This window comes from Pelagibius sp., assembly GCF_965249265.1.
Classification (GTDB): Bacteria; Pseudomonadota; Alphaproteobacteria; order Kiloniellales; family Kiloniellaceae; genus Pelagibius.
In genome coordinates, this window is the sequence record NZ_OZ252224.1 from 1,798,148 (window position 1) to 1,821,030 (window position 22,883).

The window sequence follows — 22,883 nt, forward strand, 5'->3', positions numbered from 1 at the left end:
ATCATGACGGCCACGACTGTTCCAGACCGTCGATGACGACCTGCGGTTCACCGTTTTCCGCAGCCTTGACGCGGCCGATGTCGAAGACGGTTTCGCCTGCCTGTTCCAGGCAGGCGACGAGGCTGTCCCGGCGTTCGGGCGCCACGATGAGAACCATGCCGATCCCGCAGTTGAAGGTGCGCACCATCTCCCGCGGGGCGATGCCCCCTGCCTTGGCCAGCCAGGAGAAAACCGGTGGGACCGGCCAGGTGATGCCGCCGAGGGCGATGCTCAAGTGGCCGGGCAGAACCCGCGGCAGGTTCTCCAGAAATCCGCCGCCGGTGATATGTGCCAGGGCCTTCACGCCGCCCTCGGCCAGAGCCTGAAGGCAGGATTTCACATAGATCCTGGTGGGGGTCAGAAGCGCCTCCCCAAGTCTGTGGCCGGGCGCAAAAGGTGCTGGGTCCTGGTAGCCGAGGCCGAGGTTATCCACCACCTTGCGGACCAGCGAGAAGCCGTTGGAGTGCAGCCCGGAGGCGGCGAGACCGAGCACCAGGTCGCCGGCCGTCACCGCCTGGCCGGTCAGCACCGCGTCCCGTTCGACGGCGCCGACCGCAAAGCCGGCGAGATCGTAGTCGCCATCGCTGTAGAGGCCGGGCATCTCGGCGGTTTCTCCGCCGATCAGGGCGCAGCCCGCCTGGCGGCAACCGTCGGCGATGCCGGCGAGAATCGCCCGGCCGGCTTGCACATCCAGGCTGCCGGTTGCGTAGTAGTCGAGGAAGAACAACGGCTCTGCGCCTTGGACGATCAGGTCGTTCACGCACATTGCGACCAGATCGATGCCGACCGTGTCGTGCTTGTCTGCGGCTATGGCGACTTTCAGCTTGGTTCCGACGCCGTCGTTGGCGGCCACCAGCAGCGGGTCCTTGAAGCCGGCGGCTTTCAGGTCAAAAATGCCGCCGAAGCCGCCCAGGCCTGCGTCGGCGCCGCGGCGCGCCGTCGATCGGGCCAGGGGCTTGATGGCGTCCACCAGGGCGTTTCCGGCATCGATGTCGACGCCGGCGTCCTTGTAGCTCAGCTTGTTATCGTGAGGGTCCCGGCTTGTTATGGCTTCCTCCCATAACATGGAGTATTTAGGTGGGGAGCGAGAGGGCCCGCTTCGACGGGCGAACATAGAGAATCCGGGACGGTTTGCAATGCGGTTTCGCCGGTTATTCGGCGCCCTGGCGACGCCTTTGTTACCTGGGCTGGTGAGCGCCCTGCTGCTGGCCGGCGAGCCGGCCGCGGCTCAGAGCGACATTTTTACGGTGCGGGCGGTGCCGGTCGACAAGACCGCGGAGACGGCGGCGGCGGCCCGCCAGGCCGCGATTACGGCCGGCCATCAGCGGGCTTTCGAGCTGCTGGTCGATCGTCTGGTGCCTGCTGCGCAGCAGGGCAAGGTGCCGGTTCTGGGGCCGGGCCTGGTGGAATTCTACGTCCGCGATTTCTCGGTGAACAACGAGCGCACCTCCGCCGTGCGCTATCTCGCCGATCTCACCTTCCGCTTTAATGCCGAGGAAGTGCGCGCGCTGCTCCGCAACAGTTCGGTCGGTTTCGCGGAAACGCGCAGCAAGCCGCTGCTGGTCCTTCCGGTCTACGACCACGGGGATGGCAGCGCACCGCGGCTCTGGCTGGAGCCCAACCCCTGGCGGACGGGCTGGTCTCAAGGGCCGAGCAGCGACGGCCTGGTGCCTTTGCGGATTCCCCTCGGCGACCTTTCCGATGTTGCCGCCATCGACGCCCAACGTGCCCTTGACGGCGACCCGGCCGGTCTCTCGGCCATTGCCAATGCCTATGGGGCGGGCGCCGTCCTGGTCAGCAAGGCGACTCTAACCGGTGACCCGGAGGTCGGCTCGGCGCAACTGGCGATCACCAGCCGGCGCTATGAGGTGGGCCGGCAGGGCGCGATCACGCGTGAGAACTTCACCCAATTGCCCAATGCATCGCCTTCGGCTTTTTTCGCGCGGGTCGCGGGTCTCGTGAATGCGACGCTGCAGGAAAACTGGAAGCAGCAGAACGTGCTGCAGTTCGGTAACAGCCGCTCGATCGTCGTGTTCGTTCCCCTCGGCGGTCTGTCGGACTGGCTGGAAGTGCGTAAGCGGATCGACGGCATTGCCGCCATCCAGAACGTCGGCGTCACTACGCTTTCACGCGGCCAAGCGGAAATGCAGATCTCCTTCCTTGGCGATGAACAGAGATTGACCCGGGCCCTTGCCCAGCGCGACCTTTTTTTGTCGCTGCGCGATGACAGCAACTGGGAACTGACGCTGGAGGGGGCGGCGCGGGGGACCGGCGGCACAGCGATACCGCAGGCACCGGGCTCCCAAGTTCCGCCCCCCCAGGCTCCGCCCCCCGAAGCTCCGGCGGCGCAATGAGCGGAACGCCGCCAGAAAGAGGCCCTGCCGGTTCGGCTCCGGTGATCAACGGTCCCATTACCCGCAGCATCCGTTTCTGGCTGGTGCTTCTGGTGGTGGTACTGATCTGCACCTACCTGCTGCGCAGCGTCTTGCTGCCTTTCGTCGCCGGCATGGCCGTCGCCTATCTGCTGGACCCCGTCTGCGACCGCCTGGAGCGCTGGAAACTGTCGCGCACCTGGGCAACGACCATCGTCACCGTGGCGTTCGTTCTCATCTGTATCATCATCCTGCTGATCCTGGTCCCTGCCGTGGTCAGCCAGATCGTAGCCTTGATCGAGCGCGCGCCTGCCTACGTGAGTGCAATTCAACGCGAGATCGGCGAATTGATCGCCATGCTGAAGGACCGCCTTGAACCGCAGACGCTGGAGCGTCTGCAGGAAGCGATGCGCGGTTCCGCGGACCGCGTGATCGCCTGGGCGACCAATGTGCTGGGTGGAGTGATTTCCGGTGGTGTCGCTTTCATCAACTTCGTGGCGCTGCTAGTGATCACACCGGTCGTAGCGTTCTATCTGCTGCGCGATTGGGACCGTCTGGTCGAACAGGCCGACGATGCGCTGCCCCGCAAGCATCTGGAAACCATCCGGAGTCTGGCAAAGCAAGTCGATGAAACACTGGCGGGCTTCCTGCGCGGCCAGGGCTTGGTCTGTGTCATCCTCGCTGTTTTCTATGCGATCGGCCTGACGCTGGCGGGCCTCGATTTCGGTCTGGTGGTCGGACTGATCGCCGGCTTCCTTTCCTTCATTCCCTATGTAGGCTCTTTGGTCGGGCTGTTCCTTTCGGTCGGTCTCGCTTTGGCGCAGTTCGACAGCTTTGTCGATGTGGCCATCGTCGCGGCGGTGTTCTTCGTCGGCCAAGCCATCGAGGGCAATGTTCTGACGCCGAAGCTGGTGGGCGAGAAAGTCGGGCTGCACCCGGTCTGGGTAATGTTCGCCCTTTTGGCGGGCGGTGCTCTCTTCGGCTTCGTCGGCGTATTGCTGGCCGTGCCGGTCGCCGCCATCGTCGGGGTCGGTGTCCGCTTTGCGATCAGCCAGTACCGGCTGAGTCACTACTATACCGGCGTCCACGAAGCAACGGGCGGTGATGACGGAGCGGAGCCGGGCGGACCAGCGTGAAGGCATCCCGACAACTGGCGCTCGATCTGGGCCATCGCCCGGCTTTGGAGCGTGAAGATTTCTTTGTCGCACCCAGCAATGAACTGGCAGTGGCCTGGATCGACCGCTGGCCTGACTGGCCGGCCCGGGCGCTGGCGATTTACGGCCCGCCGGGCAGCGGCAAGACCCATCTGTGTCAAGTCTGGCGGCGCAGCAGTGGTGCGGTCCCCGTGGACGCCGAAGCCCTCGCAGAGCGCGAACCGCCGGCCATCCTCGGCGAGATCAATGCCTGTGTCGTTGAAGGCGTTGCCCCGGTGTTGGCCGAGGCGCCGGCACTCATGGAGCGGCTGCTGCATCTCTACAACATGGTGCTGGAGCGCGGAGGTTATCTGCTGTTCTCCGATCGCGAGCCACCGGCGCGCTGGGCCTGCCCGCTGCCCGACCTCCATTCGCGCCTTGCCGGAATGCAGGCCGTCGCGCTTGGCGAGCCCGACGAAGTCCTGGTTCAGGCGGTGCTGGTCAAACTCTTCGCTGACCGGCAACTGACGGTCAGCCCCGACATCATTCAATACATGACGCCCAGGATCGAGCGCTCGCTCGACGCGGCAAGGCGGGTCGTCGCTTCAATCGATGGCCGGGCGCTGGCAGCCCGGCGAAGTATCACCGTGCCATTGGTGCGGGAAGTCTTGTCGGAGCTGATCACTGCCGACGCGGAAGAAATCAATAAGGGAGAGGTATGATGGATTTGGGAATCAAAGGCCGGAAAGCATTGGTCTGCGCCGCCAGCAAAGGATTGGGCCGGGCCTGCGCGTTTTCCCTCGCGCGCGAAGGTGTGGATGTCACGATCGTGGCACGCACCGAAGGCCCGCTGGAAGCGACGGCGGAGGAGATCCGCCAGGCGACCGGCGTTACCGTGACCGCGGTCGCTACGGACATCACGTCGGTGGAAGGGCGCGCGAAGGCGCTGGCGGCCTGTCCCTCACCGGACATTCTGGTGAACAACGCGGGCGGTCCGCCGCCGGGCGACTTCCGCGATTGGGAGCGGGAAGACTGGATCAAGGCGCTGGACGCAAACATGCTGACGCCCATCGAGCTGATCAAGGCCACCGTCGATCCGATGATGGAGCGGGGCTTCGGGCGCATCGTCAACATCACCTCCGGCGCGGTGAAAGCGCCGATCGATATTCTCGGCCTTTCCAACGGCGCGCGTGCCGGCTTGACCGGTTTCGTCGCCGGCATCGCCCGCAAGACCGTGCGCAAGAACGTAACGATCAACGGGCTGCTGCCCGGGCCTTTCGATACCGACCGGCTGCGTGCCAACATGAAGGCGGTTGCGGACAAGGCCGGCCGTCCTGTCGAAGATGTAGTCGAGGAACGGGCCAAGGGTAATCCGGCAGGCCGTTTCGGCGACCCGGCCGAGTTCGGCGAGGCCTGCGCTTTTCTCTGCGGCGCGCATGCCGGTTTCATAACCGGCCAGAACATCCTGCTCGACGGCGGAGCCTTTCCGGGCACTCTCTAGGCTTCAACCACTGTTTTGCCGGTAGTCCGGCAACTCTCCGCCGTCCGTTCAAGTCTCCGTGACATAAATGGGCGGCGGGGGATGCCGCGGCTGCAGCACACGTAGAACCGATCACACCATGGCTTGGAGGCAGCTTTGGAAGGATCGGGAATGATAAAGAAAATCGCTGTGGCCGCCTGTGCGGTCTTTGTCCTTACAACCGGTTCCGCGTTTGCGGATGATGATGACGACGATGATCGCCGTCATGGCCGTTGGTACTACGAGCACCACGACCATCAGCATTACAAACACAAGCATCACAAGAAGCATCACAAGCATTGGAAGAAGGTGGAAAAGCATGTCTATCACTACGATGGGCATCGCCACGGCAAGGATCGCCGCCGCTGGGCCAAGCATGGCCACTCCCATCACGGCCATGGTCATCACCGCCATGCGCACAAGGGGCATTGGGGCCACGATCATGGCTACAAGCACCGACACAGGCATGGGCACAAACACAAGAAGGTGAAAAAGAAAGTCTATGTCGAGGAGCACGTCTATCATCACCGGCCCAAGAAGTACCGCCACGCAAAGCGGCATCGCCACTATCACCATGGCGATCATGGCGGCTATGGTTATCGAAGACGCCATGACGATCGGGACTGGGCCATCTTCGCCATCCTGGCGTTGCAGATTGCCGACGTGTTGAACCAGAGCCAGCGCCATAGCTACGCAGCAGCGCAGCATCAGGCGACGACGGCACCGCTGGGAGAGTCGATCCGTTGGAACGACGGGTCGGCTTCTGGCCAGGTCATACCGGTGCGCGACGGCAGCGATCGCCTGGGGCGTTACTGCCGCGAGTTCCAGCAGGAGGTCGTGATCGGGAACCAGCGTCAAGCGGGCTACGGTGTTGCCTGCCGGCAACCGGACGGCGCCTGGGAGATCGTCTCCTGAACCGGAGCCTCGTGCCGCCATCGTGGGTTTGTTGGTGGATGTAAAAGGGACCTTCCCGCGATCCGAGGATCATTGCGGGAAGGTCCCGGCGCATGGGGCTGGGTAGGGATCACCCATGAGCCAGTTACATTTTTAGTTGCTGGCCCAAAGTAGCGCATTGACGTAAATCAATGATGATATGGTATTATTAGTGACTACTGCTTAACTGGGCAGCATCTGTTCTTTGCGGAAGGTCTGTCATCATTCGGTGACAAATGTCATGCTATAGAACGCAGGTTTCCCGGCTTGCAGGGTGATTTTCGATGGAGTTGGCGCGTGGAAGACAGCACTGTGGCATTGGAAGTCGAGCCACTGGAACAGGAGTCCGATCTTCCGGAGGGCTCGAAGCTCGCGGCTATCCACCTCGATTCGCCGGAACGCTTCATCAACAGGGAAATCTCGTGGCTCGCTTTCAACGAGCGGGTGCTTGAGGAAGCCTACAACGCCAATCATCCGTTGTTTGAGCGCCTGCGGTTCCTGTCGATTTCAGCCAGCAATCTGGATGAGTTTTTCATGGTGCGCGTCGCCGGCCTTCTGGGTCAGATCCGCGCCGGGGTCAAGGCGCGCTCACCTGAGGGTCTGACGGCGGCGCAACAGCTGGCGGCGATCAACGAGCGTGTTGCCAAGCTGATGCGCTGGCAGCAGGAGAAGTGGCACGACCTGACCGGCGAACTGAAGGACGCAGGGATTGCGGTGGTCAGTGCCGGCGAGTTGAAGCGGGCGGAACGGCGATGGCTGGATACATATTTTACAGAACAGCTCTATCCGGTCTTGACCCCGATCGCCATCGATCCGGCCCATCCTTTCCCCTTTATCCCGAACCGCGGCCTCTGCCTCGTCATGGAACTGCTGCGGGGGGAAGACAAGAACCAGATCAACGGGCTCATTCCGCTGCCTTCGAAGATCGAGCGCTTTGTCCGCTTGCCCGGCAAGGACGCACGTTTCATCCGTCTGGAAGAGTTGCTCCAGCTTTACTTCGACGAACTCTTCCCCGGCTTTGAGGTGAAGGCGGCCGGCTGTTTCCGCGTGTTGCGCGACAGCGATCTGGAAGTCGAAGAGGAAGCCGAAGATCTTGTGCGGGTTTTCGAGAGCGCGCTGAAGCGCCGACGGCGCGGATCGGTGATCCGTCTGACCGTCGATACCGAGATGCCGACGGAGCTTCTGGACTTCGTTATTCGCGAACTGCAGGTCGGTAACGAGAACGTCTTTCCGCTGGATGGCATGCTGGGTCTTGTCGACACCAAGGAGATCATTCTCGACGAGCGTCAGGATCTGCTGTTCCAGCCCTACAACCCGCGCTTTCCAGAACGCATTCGCGATTTTGGCGGCGACTGTTTCGCGGCCATTCGGGAAAAGGACTTTGCCGTCCATCACCCCTATGAAAGCTTCGATGTGGTGGTGCAGTTCCTGCGCCAGGCAGCCAACGACCCGGCGGTGGTGGCAATCAAGCAGACGCTCTATCGCACCTCAGAAGATTCCCCCATTGTGAAGGCCCTGACCGAAGCGGCGGAGGCCGGGAAGTCGGTGACCGCGCTCGTCGAGTTGAAGGCGCGCTTTGACGAGGAGCGGAACATCCGTTGGGCGCGCAACCTGGAGCGCGCCGGAGTCCAGGTGATTTATGGATTCATCGAACTCAAGACCCACGCCAAGATTTCGCTGGTCGCGCGCCGGGAGGGCCGGGCCCTGCGCACCTACGTGCATTACGGCACCGGCAACTATCACCCGATCACGGCCCGCATCTACACCGATATCTCCTACTTTTCCTGCGACCCTCTCCTGGTCCGCGACGCAACCCGGCTGTTCAATTACATGACCGGCTATGCCCGGCCCAAGGCGATGGACAAGATCGCCTTCGCCCCGCTCACGCTGCGTTCGACGCTGCTGCGGCATATCAACGATGAAATCGGGCATGCCAAGGCCGACCGGCCGGCTGCGATCTGGGCGAAGCTCAACTCGCTGGTCGACCCGGAGATCATCGATGCGCTCTACAGAGCCTCACAGGCCGGTGTCTCGGTCGAACTGATCCTGCGCGGCATCTGTTGCCTGCGTCCAGGCGTGCCCGGGCTTTCCGAGAACATCCGTGTGAAGTCCATCGTCGGGCGCTTTCTGGAGCACAGCCGAATCGTTTGCTTCGGGGCCGGCAAGTCGCTACCGTCACGCGACGCCAAGGTGTTCATATCCTCCGCCGACTGGATGCCCCGCAATCTTGACCGGCGGATCGAGACCTTGGTGCCGATCGATAATGCGACGGTACACCAACAGATTCTCGACCAGATCATGATTGCCAATCTGAACGACGAAGCGCAGTCCTGGATCCTGGAGCCTGAGGGAACCTATCGCCGCGTGCGCTCCACCGCCAAATCCTTCAGCGTCCACACCTACTTCATGACCAATCCCAGTCTCTCGGGACGCGGATCGGCCCTGAAGAAGTCGAGAAAGACGCCGAGATTGGTCCTCAGAAAGACCTAAAGGCTCTATGGTAGCAGGTTCGCTGGCACCAGCCTCGGCGCTCTCCAAATCCAGCCCGAAGGACGGGCGGATTGCCGTCATCGATATCGGTTCGAACTCGATCCGCCTGGTGGTCTTCGACGGCCTGAAGCGCGCGCCTGCGACCGTCTTCAATGAAAAGGTCCTCTGCGGTTTGGGCCGAGGGCTGCAGAAAAGCGGCTACCTTCATCCGGACGGCGTTGCTCTGGCGATACCCAACCTTGTGCGCTTTACCGCGCTGGCGAAGGCCATGGGGATCGAGCGTGTCGATCTCATCGCTACCGCGGCGGTGCGCGATGCGGAAGACGGTCTTCAATTCGCCGACGCGGTGGAGCGGGCCTGCGGCGAGCCGATCCGAATCCTGAGCGGGGCCGAGGAAGCGCAGCTTTCAGCCCTGGGTGTGATCGCGGGAAACCCCGAGGCGGACGGCATCATGGGCGACCTCGGGGGCGGCAGCCTGGAGCTGGTCGAGATCAATCAGGGAAAGATCGGCCGCGCCACGACACTGGCGCTCGGGCCTCTCCGCCTGATGGAAAGCTGTGGCGGGGATCGGCAGGTGGCACGGAGCCAGGTCGATGCGGCGCTGTCGGAGGTGGATTGGCTTGCGACAGGCAAAGGCCGGTCCTTCTATCCCGTCGGTGGCGCCTGGCGCAATCTGGCACGGCTGCATATAGAGCAAAAACGCCACCCGCTGCACGCCATTCACGGGCACACCATCCAGTACCGCGAAGCCGTAAAGCTGGCCCGTCTTGTGTCCCGGCAGGGCAAGACCTCGTTGTCCGGTATCGACTTCATCTCGCGGCGGCGCCGGGAGACTCTGCCACTGGGAGCCCTGGTGCTGGGGCGGCTGTTGCGCATCACCAACTCCTCGGCGATCAGTTTTTCGACCTACGGCCTGCGGGAGGGATATCTCTTCGATCAACTGCCCAAAGACCAGCAGGCCGAAGATCCTTTGATCGCTGCGGCGCGCGACTTTGCCGAGCGGGAAGGCCGCTTTGGCGATCTCGGCGATGGCCTGATGCGGTGGTGCGATGCGATCTTTCCCGATGAAGACGAGGAAGAGCATCGCCTGCGTCTCACGGCCTGCCATATCTCCGACTTTGCCTGGCGGGAGCACCCGGATTTTCGCGCCAGCCAGGCCCTGCGCCGGGTTCTGCACCATCCCTTTGTCGGCATCGATCACACGGGCCGCAGCTTTCTCGCCTACACCGTCTTCCTGCGTTACGGCGGTGCGCCCGATTCAAGCAAGGTGGCGAGAGCCACGACCCTGTTGAGCGAGCGTTCGCGGGCCCGGGCCAGGTTATTGGGGGCGGCGCTGCGGCTGGCTTTCCGGGTGTCGGGGGCGACGCGTGCCATTCTCGACCGCAGTTCCCTGCGGGCCGATGGCGATACCCTGGAACTGGTGCTGCCCGATGATGGTTCGGTGCCGGATGGGGAGGCGGTTCAGCGACGTTTGCGTGCCTTGGCGGCGGTCGGGGACTTCAGGGAAACCCGGATTATCCTCTGATCCGGAGCGGTTCAACGCACCTCAATTTCTCGAACGATATCAATGATCTGAAAGCGCTGGCCGTCAGCTTCCCGCTCGACACGGTAGATGCCGCGGTAGGTGCCCTTGGGCCAGGCGTCCTGGCGCAGCCGCTTGCCGACAAAACGAGAGAGGGTGGCGCGGTTCCGCTCAAGTACCCGTTCGGCCCCGACGAACTTACGTCCGTCCGGATCCAGAATGACCATGGTTTCATGGTCGCCCTGGCGAATGCCCCAGGCGCCGACCCAGAAAATGAACACCGGGGACGTCGCCGAAATGGTCTCCGGTGGTTCGATCCCTGCCATGACCTCCCGGTGCTCGGCCTGGCGGTCCAGAAAGCCCGACGAGAGCAGTCCGCCGGCGCGATAGGGAATCTGTGCCTGGGCTGCTTCCGACCAGAGACTCTGTGCTGTCTCGCCGCAGTTCGCCGAAGGTTCCAGCCCGGTAAAGGGGTCGAGCAGTTTGTTTCGGTGGGTGACGGCGAAGTGGACATGCGGGAAGTCGCTGTTGCCGGATAGGCCGATCAGGCCGAGCTTATCGCCGCGCTTGACGGTGTCGCCCTTCTTTACCGCGACGCTGCCTTTCAGCAGATGCGCGTAGGTGGTGACCCAACCGTCTCCGTGCCCGATGGCAACCCAGTTGCCGTTACGCTCCTCACGGGTTTTGCCCGGGCCGCTGTCCTGCATCAGGATGTCGGGTTGGCCGTCAAACGCCATGAGAACCCTGCCGCCGGCGGCCGCGACAACCGCCACGCCCTCGCGCATCTCGATCTCGGTCGGCACCCGGAAATCGACCCCGCGATGTCCATTGTAGCCAAGGCTCCCGCAGGTGTGATCGAGCCAACCCTCGCCGCCATCGTAGTCGACGTAATTCTGGATGTTGCAGACGGCGCCCATGACGCAGTCGACCGGCAGATCGAAGCCGCCGCCGGGCGCGCGCCTTTCCTGGGCCTCCGCAGCAGCGGCCGTGATTAAAGCCGCAAGACCGATCATCACGCCGAGCAGGGAACGGGTCATGTTCAATCGGCTTCCTGGGGTGCCTTGATGGGAACGATCTTGATCTTACTGCCAGCAGCCGAAAGCGCCACATCGCCGCTCTTCAACGCCAGCGCATCGCGCCCGAAGATGTCGTAGCGCCAGCCCTTGAGGGCCGGGACATCGGCCTTGCTGTCGGCAGCGATCTGTTCCAGATCGGCCGTGTTGGCGATGAGCTTTTGCGCCACGTCATGTTCGTCGCAGCGCAATTTCAACAAGACCTTCAGCAGGTCGATCAGGGGTCCGGATCCGTTGGGTGCTGACTGTTTCACAACCGGCCGGGGAAGCTGCTTGTCGGGCAGGGCGAGCCCTTGAGCCACAGCTTCGAGAATCGCCTTGCCGAGACGGCCCCGCGCCATGTCCTTGTTCAGGCCCCTGGAGCGGGCCAACTCTTCTTCGCTGGTCGGCCGGTGGGCCGCGATGTCGAAAAGCTGCTCATCCCTCAGCACCCGGCCCCGCGGCACGTTGCGCTGCTGCGCCTCCTGCTCGCGCCAGGCGGCCAGGGCGTGGAGCACGGCAAGGTAGCGCCGATCGTTGGAGCGCGTCTTCAGACGCCGCCAGGCCTGATCCGGTTCCAAGCGATAGGTGTCCGGCGAGGTCAGGATCGCCATTTCCTCTTCCAACCAGCCGGCCCGGCCGGTCTTGGTCAATTGGCGCTCCAGCTTCCGATAGATCTTCCGCAAGTGGGTGACGTCGGCCAGGGCATAGTTCAATTGGCGTTCCGCCAGGGGACGCCGCGACCAGTCGGTGAAGCGGGACGACTTGTCCACATGGGCGCCGGTCATCTTGCGTACCAGGGTGTCGTAGCCCACCGATTCCCCGAAGCCGCAGACCATGGCGGCGACCTGGGTATCGAAGATCGGCGCCGGCAGGCGCCCGGTCAAATGAAAGAAAATCTCCATGTCCTGACGGGCGGAGTGCAGAACCTTGACCAGGCGCGGGTCGTCGAACAGCGCCAGAAGCGGTGCCAGATCCAGGTCCGGCGCCAGGGTGTCGACGGTGGCAACGTCGTCCGGTCCTGCGACCTGGAGCAGGCAAAGCTTCGGCCAGTAGGTCGAATCGCGCAGGAACTCTGTATCTACGGTGATGAAGTCGGCTTTGGCCAGTCGTTCGCAGAGGGCTTCAAGCTCTGCGGTTTCGGCAATCAATGTCATGCCAGCGGTATACACGCTATCGCTAGACGGTAAAAGTGCCGAGGCTCCTGCCACCCATTTCCGGCCGGGCACCCGCGTATGCGGGCCGGCCTCTCGCTGGCTGCCTTGCAGACTTGACAAAACCCCCGATTCCCTGCCTTTTGCGCCCTCGTTCAGACCCCTTCCGACCAGACCCCGGGACTAGCCTCAATGCACCCCTATCGTAGCCATAGCTGTGGAGAACTGCGGCCGAGCCATGCTGGCGAGCAGGTCCGCCTGTCCGGCTGGATCCATCGCAAACGCGACCACGGCCAGCTTCTTTTCGTCGACCTGCGCGACACCTTCGGTATCACCCAATGCGTGATCGACGTGAGCAGCCCGCTGTTCCCGATGCTGGAGGAAACGAGGGTCGAGAGCGTGATTACGGTCACGGGGCCGGTGGTCCAGCGGACGCCTGAGACGGTTAACGCGGCGGTTCCCACCGGCGAAGTGGAGGTGCAGATTCAGGAGCTGACGGTCCAATCGCGGGCCGAGGTCCTGCCGCTGCAGGTCAATTCCGACGAGGATGCTGGCGAGGAAACCCGCCTGCGCTATCGCTACCTGGATCTGCGGCGCGAGAAGATGCAGGCCAAGATCCGGCTGCGGGGTGCGGTGATCAACTCAATCCGACGTCGTATGGTGGAACAGGGCTTCCAGGAATTCCAGACGCCGATCCTGACCGCGAGCAGCCCCGAGGGCGCCCGTGATTATCTGGTGCCGAGCCGCCTGCATCCCGGCAAGTTCTACGCCCTGCCGCAGGCGCCGCAGATGTTCAAACAGCTCCTGATGATGGCGGGTTTCGACCGTTACTTTCAGATCGCACCCTGTTTTCGCGATGAGGACAGCCGCGCCGACCGTTCGCCGGGTGAGTTCTATCAGCTCGATCTGGAAATGAGCTTCGTCACCCAGGACGATGTCTTCGCGGCCCTGGAGCCGGTGCTGGGCGGTGTTTTCGAGGAATTCGCCGAGGGCAGGCAGGTGACGCCGGCGCCTTTTCCGCGCATTCCTTTTCGCGAAGCCATGCTGAAGTACGGTTCGGACAAGCCGGACCTGCGCAACCCGATCGAGATCGTCGACGTGACCGAGTCCTTCCGCGGCTCGGGCTTCGGTATTTTCGCCAAGGCCGTCGAAGGCGGTTCGGTGGTGCGGGCCATTCCGGCCCCCGGCGCCGGGGAGCGCCCGCGCAGCTTCTTTGACAAGCTGAACGACTGGGCACGCAGCGAGGGGGCCGCGGGTCTCGGCTACATCATCTTCGCCCCCGACGGCACAGCCAAGGGGCCGATCGCCAAGAACCTGGATGCCGAGCGGACGGCGCAGATCAAGGAAGCCGCCGGCCTTCGCGACGGCGATGCGGTATTCTTTTCCTGCGACAAGGCGGGGGCCGCGGCCAAGCTGGCCGGCCAGGTCCGCAACCGCCTGGGCGACGAGTTGGATATCCTGGAAAAGGACGCCTTTCGCTTCTGCTGGATCGTCGACTATCCGATGTTCGAACTGGACGAGGACAGCGGCAAGATCGAGTTCAGCCACAATCCCTTTTCCATGCCGCAAGGCGGTATGGAGGCCCTTGATGGCAAGGACCCCTTGGACGTTCTGGCCTATCAGTACGACATTGTCTGCAATGGGGTCGAGCTTTCCTCCGGCGCGATCCGGAATCATCTGCCGGAGATCATGTACAAGGCCTTTGCCATCGCCGGCTACAACCAGGAACAGGTGGATGCGGAATTCGCCGGCATGATCTCCGCGCTGAAGTTCGGCGCGCCGCCGCATGGCGGATCGGCGCCGGGCATCGACCGCATCGTCATGCTTCTGGCGGATGAGCCGAACATCCGCGAGGTGGTGGCCTTCCCGATGAACCAGCGGGCAGAGGATCTGATGATGCAGGCGCCGGCGGCCGTCAGCGAACGGCAACTCGCGGAGTTGCACATCAAGCTGGATCTGCCGCCGGAATAGGCTGCGGTAGGGGCGCGGGGCGATGATCGGTCAATTTCCCCCTGAGCTTCCCAGGGAGCACGGCTTTTTCATGCCTGCGGAGTGGGCTCCCCATGAGCGTTGCTGGATGGCCTGGCCCTGCCGGGACGCGCTCTGGGGTGATGGGCTGGAGCCGGCACGGCGGGCCTATGCCGCCGTTGCCCGGGCCATCGCAGGCTTCGAAGCGGTGACCATGCTGGCCAACGCAGAGGACCTCTCCGCTGCGGCCACGCTCTGCGGCACAGAGGTCGATTGCCGGGCGATGCCATTGGACGATTCCTGGATGCGCGACTTCGGCCCGAGCTTCGTGATCGACGGGCAGGGGGGCATCGCCGGTGTCGATTGGCGGTTCAATGCCTGGGGCGAGAAGTTTCATCCCTACGACCGCGATGCCGCTCTGGCTGAAAGGCTGCTCGTCGATATCGGAATTCAGCGCTTTTCAGCGCCTTTGGTTCTGGAGGGCGGTTCTATCCATGTGGATGGCGAAGGGACACTGCTCACCAGCGAGGAGTGCCTGCTGGCGCCGAACCGCAATCCCGACCTCGGCCGTGCGGATATCGAAGACCTGCTGCGGCGCTATCTGGGGGTTAAAGCTTTCGTGTGGCTGGGGCACGGGTTGGAGGACGACGACACGGACGGCCATGTTGACAACATTGCCTGCTTCGTGCGCCCCGGCGTGGTGATGACCGTCGTCTGCGACGATCCCGCGGATGCCAATCATCACATTCTGAAGGATAACCTGGCGCGTCTGAACAAGGCCAAGGATGCGCGCGGAAGAACGCTGGAGGTTATCGAACTGCCGCTGCCGCGCGAACGGCGCTATCTGGGGTCCCAGCGGTTGGCTTTGTCTTATGTGAACTACTACATCGCCAACGGCGGCGTCGTGATGCCGTCCTTCGGCGATAGCCAGGACGAAGCCGCGCGGGTGATCCTGGAACGGGCCTTTCCGGGCCGCAGGGTGGTTCAGGTTCCCGTCAGCGATGTCCTCGTCGGTGGTGGCGGCATTCACTGCATTACCCAGCAACAACCGCGCCCGTGACATACTGAAGCGGGCGTCTTGGTTCCGGAACCGCATCAAAGAGGCCATTCCGGTTATCAATCGTATTTCCGCGAATGAGCGGGCAGGCGCTAGGTTCTTGGTCCTGCTCTCTTGGTGATGGCCAGACCTTCCGCTGCCTTCCTGTCCGATTCATTGGGCAGCAACCAAACAATCTGACTACTCAAAGTAGAATAGAAGAATAGCCGAATAATAGAATTAACGGTTACTTCATTCCCTCCTTCTATAGCCCAGGCAAGCCTGCGCCAATCCCTCAGAATCATCTGAGAGCCTTGGAAAGCGGGCATAAATATTCTGATTAGAAGGGATCTTGGGGATCATGGGAAATCGTCTTTTTCAGCGCGCGCTGCTGCCGACTGTAGCTCTGGCGCTCGCCTTTAACGCAACTTACGCGGCAAACGCCGAGGTCGGCGTCACCGACACCACCATCACCTTCGGCCAGTCGGCCGCTCTGGACGGCCCGGCGGCCGCCCTTGGCGTCGGCATGCGCGAAGGTATCCTGGCCGCTTTTGCCGAGGCCAACCGCAACGGCGGTGTGGCGGGGCGCCAGCTGGAGCTGAAAAGCTACGACGATGGCTACGAGCCGGAGCGGGCCATCAGCAACGTTCAGAATCTGATCAATCAGGATCAGGTTTTTGGCCTGATCGGCGCGGTCGGCACACCGACCTCCAAAGCGACGCAACCGATCGCGACGGAGAATGCGGTGCCTTTCGTCGGTCCGTTCACGGGTGCCGGCTTCCTGCGTGACGCTGCGCTGACCAATGTGATCAACGTGCGCGGCACCTATGGCCAGGAAACCGAAGCCTGGATCAAGCATCTGACCGAAGATCTGGGCTACGATCGCATCGCGATCCTCTACCAAGATGACTCCTTCGGGCGTGTCGGCCTTGCCGGCGTCAACAAGGCGCTTGAGAAGCGCGGCCTCTCCCTGGTCGCCGAAGGCACTTACAAGCGTAACACGACGGCGGTGAAGTCGGCGCTGCTTGCCATCCGCAAGGCCGATCCGCAGGCTGTGGTGATGGTCGGCGCCTACAAGCCGATCGCAGAGTTCATCAAGCTCGCCCGCAAGACCAAGGTGAACGCAACCTTCGTCAACATCTCCTTCGTCGGATCCAAGGCTTTGGCCAAGGAGCTGGGCAAGGACGGTGAAGGCGTGGTGATCACTCAGGTCGTGCCGTTCCCCTGGGACAACTCGATCCCGTTGGTTCAGCAGTACCAGGCGGCAATGAAGGCGCATGACGCGTCTGCCGAGCCGGGTTTCGTTTCGCTCGAAGGCTACATGGTCGGCCGCATTGCGATCATGGCATTGGAAAATGCCCAGGGTGAACTGACCCGTGAGTCCTTCCTGAAGGCGGTTTCCGATACCGGCAGCTTCGACCTTGGCGGTGTCACATTGAACTACGGCCCGGGTGACAACCAGGGCATGGACAAGGTGTTCCTTTCCATCATTCAGGCTGATGGATCCTTCAAGGCGGTTCAGCGCCTCGGCGGTTCCAGCTAAGCAGTGTTGCGGGGGATGTCTCTCTTGGGCATCCCCCGTATCCGAAGAACCCCTCGGGGATCAGTTTTGTCGGATTGGGATAAGTTCGATGGATGAAGTACAGGGCTCGGTTGTGGGCGTGCCCGAAGCGGAGCAGAGCGAAGCGCCGGTTACAGACGATCATGCAGCAAAGGGTCGCAGGAAAGCCGGAATTACCCAGTTCTTTCATCGTTTCGCCGGAATAAGGGCACGGCTTTTCAGCGCTTTTGGGGCCGTAGTCGCCCTGACCTTTGCCGCCAGCGCCATCGCGTTTCTGTTGTTTTCCAATGTCGGCAATGTATTCCAACAGATGACGGATCGCAGTGTGCCGGCGATGACTGAGGCGCTGAGACTTTCCACCATCAGTGCCGTCCTGTCGGCCGAGGCACCCGCCCTGGTAACGGCCAAGGATGATGCCGAGCGTGCGGAGCGCAACGCGGTGCTTCAGGAAAAGAAGACTGAATTGAACACGACGCTTGAATCGCTGCGATCCCGGTTGGGTTCTTCGGATCAATTGACGGCGATCGAGGGTCTGACGGGGGAGGCGATTGCCAACCTTGAACTGTTGGATACAGCCGTGGGCGAGATGCTCAAAGCCCGCGCTGCCCGCGAAGCCAAGGTTCAGGAGATTGCCAGTGTTCACGAGGAAGTCCTGGCCATCACCGTTCCCTTGGTTGATGACCTGAACTTCGACCTGGTGATTCAGGCCGACGATGCTTCTCTTATCGGTGGCGATGCCGTCACCGAGCTCTTCGACAGTGGCGTCACATCGCTGCGTGCGGTCCTGCAGATTGAATCCCAGTCGAATCTTCTGGATGGCATCCTGCGCGACGCGGCAAACACCAACGATGCAAGCCGCCTGCAGCCCTTGACGGAGCGTTTCAACGCTGCTGCTGCGACGCTCGGTGAAAGCCTTCAACAGGTTCCGGAGAGCGATCAGTCGGAAGCCCTCGGGTTTCTGATCGGCAGTCTGGTTGCTCTGGGTGCGGGTGAAGTAAACGTCTTTACCCTTCGGGCTGCTGAACTGGGCGCGGCGGGTCATGCGGACAAGGTTCTGAAGACCAGCCGAGACCTGACGGCGCAACTTGCCGGGCAGGTCAACTCCTTAGTGGCCCTTGCGGAGAGCGAACTCAATCAGGGCACGGGCTCATCGGAGTCGGCGATTGCCAACGGCAAGCTCTGGCTTGCGGTGATAGCGGCGATCAGCCTCGTCTTCTCCCTGGCAATCGCCTGGCTTTATGTCGGCCGCAACCTGGTAACCCGCCTGAGCGCCGTCGTCGCGGCCATGCGCGAGATTGCAGGCGGCGACCTGAAGGCCGATGTGGCCGTGACCGGTAGCGACGAGATTGCCGAGATGGCCAAGACGTTGGTGGTCTTCCGCAACGGTCTGGCCGAGGTTGAGGTCGCCAATACCAAGGTCGAAAAGGAACGCGAGACTGCGGCCAAGGAACGGCGCTCCGCCATGCTGGCGCTGGCTGACAGCTTCGAAGCGTCTGTGCTTGGCGTTGTCGAATCTGTTTCCACGGCCTCGGGCGAAATGCGCAGCTCTTCCAAGGGTGTCGCCAGTACGGCTGACGATGCCAAAACGCAGGCGGATGCCGCGGCTGCGGCTGCGCAGCAGGCCTCGACCAATGTGCAGACCGTGGCTTCCGCAGCAGAAGAGCTTGCTTCCTCGATTCAGGAAATTGGCCGTCAGGTGAACCAGTCGTCCAAGGTTGCCGCCAAGGCGGTGGCCAAGGGACAGGAAACCAATACCCAGGTCGAGGGCCTTGATCAGGCGGCCCAGAAGATTGGTGAGGTCGTGCGGCTGATAACCGACATTGCCGAGCAAACCAATCTGCTGGCCTTGAATGCAACCATCGAGGCGGCCCGGGCTGGAGAGGCCGGCAAGGGATTTGCTGTGGTGGCGAGCGAGGTCAAGCAGCTCGCGACCCAGACCGCCAAGGCGACGGAAGACATAGCCGAGCAGATCACGAACATCCAAGGTGCGACGCGGGATGCCGTCGGCGCGATCCGGGAGATTACGACAACGGTCTCCGAGATCGATCAGATCGGCGCTGCCATCGCCTCTGCAGTGGAGGAACAGTCCGCAGCGACCAAGGAGATATCGCGCAACGTGCAAGAAGCCGCTTCCGGCGCGCAGACGGCGGGCAGCAACATATCAAGCGTTCATGAAGCGATCGGTCACACGGGGGACTCGGCGCAAAAGATGCTCGGCGCTTCGAGCACGCTTGTGGAGCAGGCAGGGGAGCTGAAGACGCAGGTCGGTCAGTTCCTCGAGAAGGTCCGCAGCGCCTGACCAGAGCCGCGACACGGCTCATTCGTCAGTGAAGCTCCAGATCTTGGCGTGGTCTTTTGCGCGCTCTGGCTTGATGACCCGCACGCGCTCCTTGATGCCCTCGTCAGTCATCTCCCGTGCGATGGCCAGCAGTGTTCCAAGCTTGTGATCGCCGAGGCTTGCTGCGTCATCCAGTTCAGCCCGGGCAGCAGGTAGGGCTGCCGCGAGATTGGGTGCGCCATAGCGGGTTACCAAGTGCTGGGCGAGCTGTTCGACGGCCCTGAAAAAGCCGGCTTCATCGATCTCGGCAATCTCGACCAGTGTCGTGAAGCCGAAGCTCTCAATACCCAGCCAGGCTGACCCGAAGGCAAGGCGCTGTTTTCGGTCAACCGTCTCGGGATCTATGTCGGCGAAAGCAAAGGTTCCGGGCACGGCCCATTCGCCCTCCTGACAAGGGCTTTCGAAGATATCGAGATCAGAGCGGTCGAGGCGGATGGCACGAGGAAGACGCATAAAGCCATTCTACCGCAGCCACCGCCGTATTCCGAGAGACTTCGGCAGCCTTTCCGCGGACCGTGTGATGCTGGCGTTTTCAGGCCTCGGCAGGGATAAGGCGTGGCCTCTTGTTGCGATAGAGGTTTTGATCGGCGAGGAAGATCAGGGTTTCGGGCCGACTGTCGCGATCATACTCAGCCATGCCGAAGCTGGCGGAAACAGGCAGGGTCGTCTGTTGCCAGGGCACCTGAAGGGCGTTGATCAGCGTCGAGAGTTTGTCGGCCAGAAACGCACTCTCCTGGTTGGGCGTGTGGGTCATGATCACGGCAAATTCGTCTCCGCCGACCCGGGCGACATAGTCGCTCTCTCGCGTATTGTTTTTCAAGGCCTGCGCGACGGCGCGCAGTATGGCGTCGCCGGCCTGGTGCCCGTAGCTGTCGTTGACCGCCTTGAAATGATTGAGGTCACAGAGCAGCAACAGGCCGGTTTCCGGCAGGCGGCGGGCTCTCGCCAGGGCGCGGGAGAGCTCGGCCTCGAATCCGCGGCGGTTGAGCAGGGTGGTCAGTTCATCGGTTACGGAAAGGGACTCCAGATAGCGGATCCGGGCGCGCTGAAGTGCCATGGATTGCTCGGCTTCAGCGGCGGAAGCGAGCAAATCATCGAGAAGATCAAGGGCTGCCGGCCCCAAGGTGTCCGGCAGTTCGTGCGCCATGCGCCGCAGGCGGTCGGCCGCAGAACAAAGCTGCGGCAGACTGTCCTGAGCGATCAGCTTGTCGATCTTGAGGCCGTCCAAGAGGCCCGGAACCATTGTCATCTCTACTCCGGCGGCGAAACTCCCCATAACCTTCCTTGCAAGCGTCGGGCCAAGGCAATAGGTTGATTTTTCAGGGCGTTATGCCGCTGCCTTGGGGTTGGCAGCGGCAAAAACTGCCGACTATCAGGAGAAACCTGCCGGTCAGCCCAGTTTCCCCCAGTGGGTGAAACAGCAGGCGCATTTTGCCGAACGCCTTGATATTTAAGAGAATTGCAAACACTTAGCTCTACTGAGGAATTCGATTGCAGGGGCAGCAGTGATAGCTGGAAAACTAATCATGAAGGTTCTAAACGGGATTGCCGGGGTGGCTCTTGCCGCTTCTTTCAGTCTTCCCGCAGCCGCAGCGGGGCCCGGCCCGGCGGCCGACCTGCTGCCGCACCGGGCGGCCTATCACCTCACCCTCGGCGACATCGACAGCTCCAGCCCTGTCATCCAGGCGCAGGGCCGTCTCGACTTTGAATGGTCCGATGCCTGCGATGGCTGGGTCGTCCAGCAACGGTTCCGGGTTCGGATGGCCTATGAGGATGGACTCTTGGCGGATTTCGGTTGGACCTTGTCGTCCTGGGAGTCAAAAGACGGTAAGAGGTACCGCTTCTTCATCAGGCGCTTCAGTGGCGGCAACGAGATCGAAAGAGTGCGCGGAGAAGCGACCCTGGGCGCCGATGGCACCGGCCGCGCCACCTTCTCAGAACCAGAAGTCCGCGAGATCGCTTTGCCGGCCGGCACGCTGTTCCCGACGCAGCACACCATCGATGTGCTGGCCGGCGCAGGGGCGGCGGAGAGTCCGCTCTGGCGCCTGGTCTTTGACGGCTCGGGCGACGAAGGCCTGTTCGGTGTTTCCGCGGCCCTTTCCCGCAGTCTTCCCGCCGGAGCGCGTACCCAGATTGCGAGCCCTCTGATCGCCCAGGTACCTTCCTGGCGGTTCAATCTTGCCTTCTTCGGTATCGATGAGTCCAACGCCGAACCAGAACAGGAGCAGGGGTTGAGGCTCTTCGCCAATGGTGTCGTCGACGAGATGCGCCTGAACTACGGTGACTTCATTCTGAATGCCGATCTGAACCGCGTGGAGGCCCTGCCGGTTCCCGATTGCTGAGCCGATCAGCTCTTGGCGCCCTTCGAGTCCGATGCTGCTTTGCCGGCCACCTGGTCCTTTGGCGAAGAGTTTTTCGCCGCCGGGCGATCCTTCGACGCAACTTTTAGCGTCCGGCCTTTGACAATCGAATCCTCGCCCAGCTTGTCGCGCACCTGATCCATCGCCATTTCGATTTTCACGCGCTTGTTTCGGGCGGGGTCCAGAAGGTCCGGCAGATCCGCCTCGTCGCTTGCCGTGAGATCCGCCGCGCCGACGCCGATTAGCCGAAAGGCCTTGCCATCCGCTTCCTGGCGCAGAAGCGGTTCGGCAACGCGGTAGATTTCTTCGGCCATTTGCGTCGCGCTGGACAGCTTTCGCGACCGGGAAATCAGTTTGAACTCGGCGGTTTTGAGTTTCAACTGCACGGCTCCACCGGCCAGGGAAGCGCGTTTCAGGCGCCGCGCGACCTTTTCGCAGAGCGGCCAGAGTGTCTCGAGGAGACGGTCGGCCTTCGAGATATCGGTGTTGAAGGTGGTCTCGGAAGAGATGCTTTTGGTCTGCCCCTGGGAGACCACGGTTCTGTCATCCTGCGCGCGTGCAAAGTGATACAGCCGCTTTCCGATCCGGCCGTAGCGGGCGACCAGGGCCGCCTCTTCGAAGGGCAGAAGGTGGCGGACAAGGGTGATGCCGTCGCGGGCGAGGGAAGCGCGCAAGGACTTGCCGACCCCCCAGATAATGCTGACGGGTTGGGCCGCCAGGAAGTCACGAGCCTCTGCTTGGCCGATAACGGCAAAGCCCCGCGGCTTATCCAGGTCCGATGCGATCTTTGCAAGGAACTTGTTGAAGGAAAGTCCAATTGAGGCGGTAAGGCCCAGGTCGTCTTCAATGCTCTTCACCAAGGCTGCAAGGCTGCGCGCCGGCCAACCTTTGTGCAGCTTCTCGGTGCCGGTCAGATCCAGGAAGGCTTCGTCGATGGAGATCGGTTCGACCAGCGGTGTCAGCGCCCGCATGCGTTCGCGGATTTCCTTGCCGATTGTGCTGTACTTGGCCATGTCCGGGCGGATCACCACCGCATCCGGGCAGGCCTTCAGGGCTTTGAACATGGGCATGGCAGAATGCACGCCGTACATGCGCGCGACATAGCAGGCGGCGGCAACCACTCCGCGCCGTCCGCCGCCGACGATAACGGGTTTGTCTCTCAGGTCGGGCCGGTCGCGTTTTTCGACACTGGCGTAGAAGGCGTCGCAATCAATATGGGCGATGGCGAGGCTGTCCAGCTCGGGATGATGAATCAGACGCGGGCCGTGACAGCGGGGGCATCTGTCGGATCCGCCGGTGCCTATCGCGTCTGCGCCCCGGCCGGCGTCCGGTGTTTCAGTGGATGAGGCTTGTCGACGCCGGTCCTCGAAGACCTCCAGGCAATCCCGGCAAACGGCAGGCACGCA

At 62.5% G+C, this 22,883-nt stretch carries 18 protein-coding genes; 12 read left to right on the forward strand and 6 right to left on the reverse strand.

Going from position 1 to position 22,883, the window contains the following annotated elements:
• Position 1 precedes the first annotated feature (1 nt).
• Positions 2–1,105: a phosphoribosylformylglycinamidine cyclo-ligase gene (purM, locus tag ACP146_RS08465; RefSeq protein ID WP_422366316.1), complete on the reverse strand. Its 1,104-nt coding sequence runs from the start codon at positions 1,103–1,105 to the stop codon at positions 2–4.
• Between the two features lie 70 nt (positions 1,106–1,175).
• Here purM and ACP146_RS08470 point away from each other — a divergent pair, with 70 nt between their 5' ends.
• The 7 genes from ACP146_RS08470 (at position 1,176) to ACP146_RS08500 (ending at position 10,011) form a co-directional block, all read left to right on the forward strand.
• Entirely contained in the window at positions 1,176–2,393 is a 1,218-nt protein-coding gene (locus ACP146_RS08470) for a DUF2066 domain-containing protein (RefSeq protein WP_422366317.1), read from the forward strand.
• 41 nt (positions 2,394–2,434) lie between these two features.
• The gene (locus tag ACP146_RS08475) at positions 2,435–3,547 is read left to right on the forward strand and encodes an AI-2E family transporter (protein ID WP_422366318.1); all 1,113 of its coding nucleotides are present in this window, start codon (positions 2,435–2,437) and stop codon (positions 3,545–3,547) included.
• Entirely contained in the window at positions 3,544–4,266 is a 723-nt protein-coding gene (locus ACP146_RS08480; protein WP_422366319.1) for an HdaA/DnaA family protein, read from the forward strand. The genes ACP146_RS08475 and ACP146_RS08480 overlap by 4 nt, the downstream gene beginning before the upstream one ends.
• The gene (locus ACP146_RS08485; protein ID WP_422366320.1) at positions 4,266–5,045 is read left to right on the forward strand and encodes an SDR family oxidoreductase; all 780 of its coding nucleotides are present in this window, start codon (positions 4,266–4,268) and stop codon (positions 5,043–5,045) included. The genes ACP146_RS08480 and ACP146_RS08485 overlap by 1 nt, the downstream gene beginning before the upstream one ends.
• A 150-nt stretch (positions 5,046–5,195) precedes the next feature.
• Positions 5,196–5,978 carry a hypothetical protein gene (locus ACP146_RS08490; protein ID WP_422366321.1) on the forward strand — a complete coding sequence of 261 codons (783 nt, stop codon included), beginning with the start codon at positions 5,196–5,198 and terminating at the stop codon, positions 5,976–5,978.
• A gap of 336 nt (positions 5,979–6,314) precedes the next feature.
• Positions 6,315–8,486, forward strand: coding sequence for an RNA degradosome polyphosphate kinase (locus ACP146_RS08495; protein WP_422369632.1), 2,172 nt, complete (start codon positions 6,315–6,317; stop codon positions 8,484–8,486).
• Between the two features lie 7 nt (positions 8,487–8,493).
• A complete protein-coding gene (locus tag ACP146_RS08500) occupies positions 8,494–10,011 on the forward strand; it encodes a Ppx/GppA family phosphatase (protein WP_422366322.1) in 1,518 nt (505 codons plus the stop codon).
• A gap of 11 nt (positions 10,012–10,022) precedes the next feature.
• Here the strand turns inward: ACP146_RS08500 and ACP146_RS08505 are convergent, their stop codons facing one another.
• Positions 10,023–11,045, reverse strand: a complete 1,023-nt coding sequence (locus tag ACP146_RS08505; protein WP_422366323.1) for a M23 family metallopeptidase — start codon at positions 11,043–11,045, stop codon at positions 10,023–10,025.
• A 2-nt stretch (positions 11,046–11,047) separates the two neighbouring features.
• Entirely contained in the window at positions 11,048–12,217 is a 1,170-nt protein-coding gene (rnd, locus tag ACP146_RS08510) for a ribonuclease D (protein ID WP_422366324.1), read from the reverse strand.
• 189 nt (positions 12,218–12,406) lie between these two features.
• On the opposite strand from rnd, the gene aspS reads away from it, so the two are divergent.
• The 4 genes from aspS to ACP146_RS08530 all read left to right on the forward strand — a co-directional run bounded on the left by aspS (position 12,407) and on the right by ACP146_RS08530 (position 19,078).
• Positions 12,407–14,185 carry an aspartate--tRNA ligase gene (gene aspS, locus ACP146_RS08515; protein ID WP_422366325.1) on the forward strand — a complete coding sequence of 593 codons (1,779 nt, stop codon included), beginning with the start codon at positions 12,407–12,409 and terminating at the stop codon, positions 14,183–14,185.
• 70 nt (positions 14,186–14,255) lie between these two features.
• The gene (locus ACP146_RS08520; protein WP_422366326.1) at positions 14,256–15,242 is read left to right on the forward strand and encodes an agmatine deiminase family protein; all 987 of its coding nucleotides are present in this window, start codon (positions 14,256–14,258) and stop codon (positions 15,240–15,242) included.
• A 337-nt stretch (positions 15,243–15,579) separates the two neighbouring features.
• Entirely contained in the window at positions 15,580–16,761 is a 1,182-nt protein-coding gene (locus ACP146_RS08525; protein WP_422366327.1) for an ABC transporter substrate-binding protein, read from the forward strand.
• A gap of 88 nt (positions 16,762–16,849) precedes the next feature.
• Positions 16,850–19,078, forward strand: a complete 2,229-nt coding sequence (locus tag ACP146_RS08530) for a methyl-accepting chemotaxis protein (protein ID WP_422366328.1) — start codon at positions 16,850–16,852, stop codon at positions 19,076–19,078.
• An 18-nt stretch (positions 19,079–19,096) separates the two neighbouring features.
• On the opposite strand, the gene ACP146_RS08535 is transcribed toward ACP146_RS08530, so the two are convergent.
• Both ACP146_RS08535 and ACP146_RS08540 read right to left on the reverse strand, forming a co-directional pair.
• Positions 19,097–19,570 carry a DUF6505 family protein gene (locus ACP146_RS08535; RefSeq protein WP_422366329.1) on the reverse strand — a complete coding sequence of 158 codons (474 nt, stop codon included), beginning with the start codon at positions 19,568–19,570 and terminating at the stop codon, positions 19,097–19,099.
• 79 nt (positions 19,571–19,649) lie between these two features.
• Complete coding sequence (locus tag ACP146_RS08540; RefSeq protein WP_422366330.1) at positions 19,650–20,366, reverse strand: GGDEF domain-containing protein; 717 nt, start codon at positions 20,364–20,366, stop codon at positions 19,650–19,652.
• 277 nt (positions 20,367–20,643) lie between these two features.
• Between ACP146_RS08540 and ACP146_RS08545 the strand changes: the two genes are divergently transcribed.
• Complete coding sequence (locus tag ACP146_RS08545) at positions 20,644–21,459, forward strand: EipB family protein (protein WP_422366331.1); 816 nt, start codon at positions 20,644–20,646, stop codon at positions 21,457–21,459.
• Between the two features lie 5 nt (positions 21,460–21,464).
• Here ACP146_RS08545 and ACP146_RS08550 read toward each other — a convergent pair whose 3' ends face one another.
• Entirely contained in the window at positions 21,465–22,880 is a 1,416-nt protein-coding gene (locus ACP146_RS08550) for a DNA polymerase IV (RefSeq protein WP_422366332.1), read from the reverse strand.
• Positions 22,881–22,883: the final 3 nt, after the last annotated feature.